Origin of the sequence: Mycolicibacter senuensis (genome assembly GCF_003284925.1) — a bacterium.
Taxonomy (GTDB): domain Bacteria; phylum Actinomycetota; class Actinomycetes; order Mycobacteriales; family Mycobacteriaceae; genus Mycobacterium; species Mycobacterium algericum_A.
The window spans coordinates 1-2,190 of the sequence record NZ_QMEX01000268.1 but is presented as its reverse complement, the minus strand read 5'-3'; the positions used below and the strand labels follow the sequence as shown (position 1 = coordinate 2,190).

4 protein-coding genes are annotated in these 2,190 nt (G+C 71.6%); all 4 read left to right on the top strand.

Annotated features, from left to right (window positions below):
• On the top strand, positions 1-262 hold a 262-nt coding region (locus DQP56_RS23945; RefSeq protein ID WP_205868971.1), incomplete at its 5' end, for a neutral/alkaline non-lysosomal ceramidase C-terminal domain-containing protein.
• Between the two features lie 99 nt (positions 263-361).
• Positions 362-820: an STAS domain-containing protein gene (locus DQP56_RS23940; RefSeq protein ID WP_112689560.1), complete on the top strand. Its 459-nt coding sequence runs from the start codon at positions 362-364 to the stop codon at positions 818-820.
• A 62-nt stretch (positions 821-882) separates the two neighbouring features.
• On the top strand, positions 883-1,401 hold the full coding sequence (locus DQP56_RS23935) for a phosphatase PAP2 family protein (protein WP_234825812.1): 519 nt from the start codon (positions 883-885) through the stop codon (positions 1,399-1,401).
• Complete coding sequence (gene yaaA / locus DQP56_RS23930) at positions 1,398-2,144, top strand: peroxide stress protein YaaA (protein ID WP_112689556.1); 747 nt, start codon at positions 1,398-1,400, stop codon at positions 2,142-2,144. Before DQP56_RS23935 ends, yaaA begins: the two co-directional genes overlap by 4 nt.
• Positions 2,145-2,190 lie beyond the last annotated feature (46 nt).

The following is a 2,190-nucleotide window of genomic DNA, read 5'->3' as shown; positions in this document are numbered from 1 at the left end:
CTACCTGCGGGTTGAGCGGCAGACCGGCGGTGCCGAGGGTGGCTGGAGCACCGTGGCCGACGACGGGGACTGGTCGACGACGTTCCGCTGGCGCCGCGCCGGGCGCCGCGGGTCGACGGTCACGGTGACCTGGACGGTGCCCGAGGACACCGCCGCCGGACGCTACCGGCTGCGTTATGACGGCGCCGCCCGCGGGCTCGGGGGCCAGCTCACCGCTTTCACCGGGTGGACCGAGCCCTTCGAGATCTCACGAAAGCGTTAAGAGGCCGCCCAAGCTGCCTTAACTTCGCCGCCTAACCTCGGGAAATGTCACCGTCGGCCACCTGCCGACAATGACCGAATATCGGAAGCGGGGGCTGGCATGGCTATCACGATCACCACTTCGAGCACGGCGCGGATCGGCCAGCAGGGCAACCCCACCGTGAAGTGCGGTGACGCGCAGATCCGAGCGCACTCCCGGCACCTCGCGACGGTGATCGCGATCCGCGGCCGTATCGACTCCGGCAACGTCGACGAGCTCAGCGAGCACGCCCGGCGCTTCGTCCTGGCCAAGGAGCCGCTGCTGCTCGATCTGAGTGGGGTGACCTCGTTCGCCGCCGCCGGCATCTGGCTGCTGTGCGTCCTCGACGGTGACTGCCGCGCCGCGGGCGTCGACTGGACGCTGATCGAGGGTCCGGCTGTCAGTGAACTGCTCGGTGACTTCGACGAGGACGCCATGTTCCCGACGGCCCGCTCGGTCGAGCAGGCGCTGCACGCGCTCGCCGACGGCAACGACCGGCGCCGGCAGGCGCTGTTGCCGCTGTTCCAGAAGTCGGCTTAGCGATAGGCCGGAGGTACCCCGGCGCCGCCGCGGCGCTGCGCTGGTGGCCGCCGCTCGGCGTGGTGGCGACGTTGGCCCTGGGATGGGCGGTAGGCCGCGGCTCGACACCCTTCGACGGCTGGTTCAGCCAGCGCATCCGCGGGATCTTCGGCGAGCAACCGCGGTGGCTGTTGGCCTTCACCAGCGGCTGGTTGGTGCTCGCGGTGCTGGTGGGATGTGTGGCTGTAGCCCTGCTCAGGCGGCAGTGGGCGCTGGCGGCGGCGGTGCTGATCTGCCCGTTCGTCGTCACCGCGGCCACCCAGGGCCTCAAGCACCTCTTCGACCGGCGCAACGGCGCCTACCTGGCATACCCCAGCGGGCACACCGCGCTGCTGGTCGCGGTGCTGGCCATGATGGTCGTGGTGGCCCACGCCGGCCGGGAGGCCCGGCGCTGGGCGCTGGCCCTGGCGGCCGGACTCAGTGTGCTGGGCATGCTCGGGCTGGTGGCCTGCGGCTATCACTTCGTCACCGACACGCTCGGTGCGGCGATGTTCGCCATTGCGCTGGTCTGCGCGGCCGCTCGGTTAACGTCTGCGCTGTGATCGTGCTGCTGCCCCCGTCGGAGACCAAGCGCACCGGCGGTGACGGGCGGCCGTTGCGGCTCGACGCCCTGGGGTCGCCGCAATTGAACGAACTGCGGGCGACGCTGGTCGACGAGTTGGTCACGCTGGCCGCGGACCGGGAGGCCAGCCGGCACGCGCTGGCGCTCTCGGCTGCCCAGGACGCCGAGATCGAACGCAACGCGTTGCTGCGGACCGCGCCGACGGCGCCGGCGATCAACCGTTACACCGGGGTGCTCTACGAGGCGCTCGACGTCGATTCGCTGCGCGGCGCGGCGGCGGCGCGTGCGACGGCCCGGCTGACGGTCGGATCGGCGCTGTTCGGGCTGCTGCGGGCGACCGACCAGGTGCCGGCCTATCGTCTCTCGGCGGCCTCGAAGCTGCCCGGACGGCCCGGGCTGGCCAAACGCTGGCGGCCCGTCCTGGAGCCGGTGCTGGCCGAGATCGCCGCCGCCGAACTGGTCGTCGACCTGCGATCCGGGGCCTATGCGTCGCTGGCCAGGATCCCCGGTGCCGTCTGCGTCGACGTCGTCGCCGAACACCCCGATGGCCGGCGGGTCTCGGTCAGCCATTTCAACAAGGCCCACAAGGGCCGGCTGGCGCGGGCACTGGCCTCGACCAGGGCCGAGCCGGACGACGTCGCGGGCGTGGCGGCGACCGCTCGGCGAGCCGGGATGCGGGTGGAACGCCACGACCACCGTTTGACCGTCGTGGTTGCGGCATGAGAGACGACAATGGGCGAATGGCGACGCTGCGGATCCTGCTGCTTGC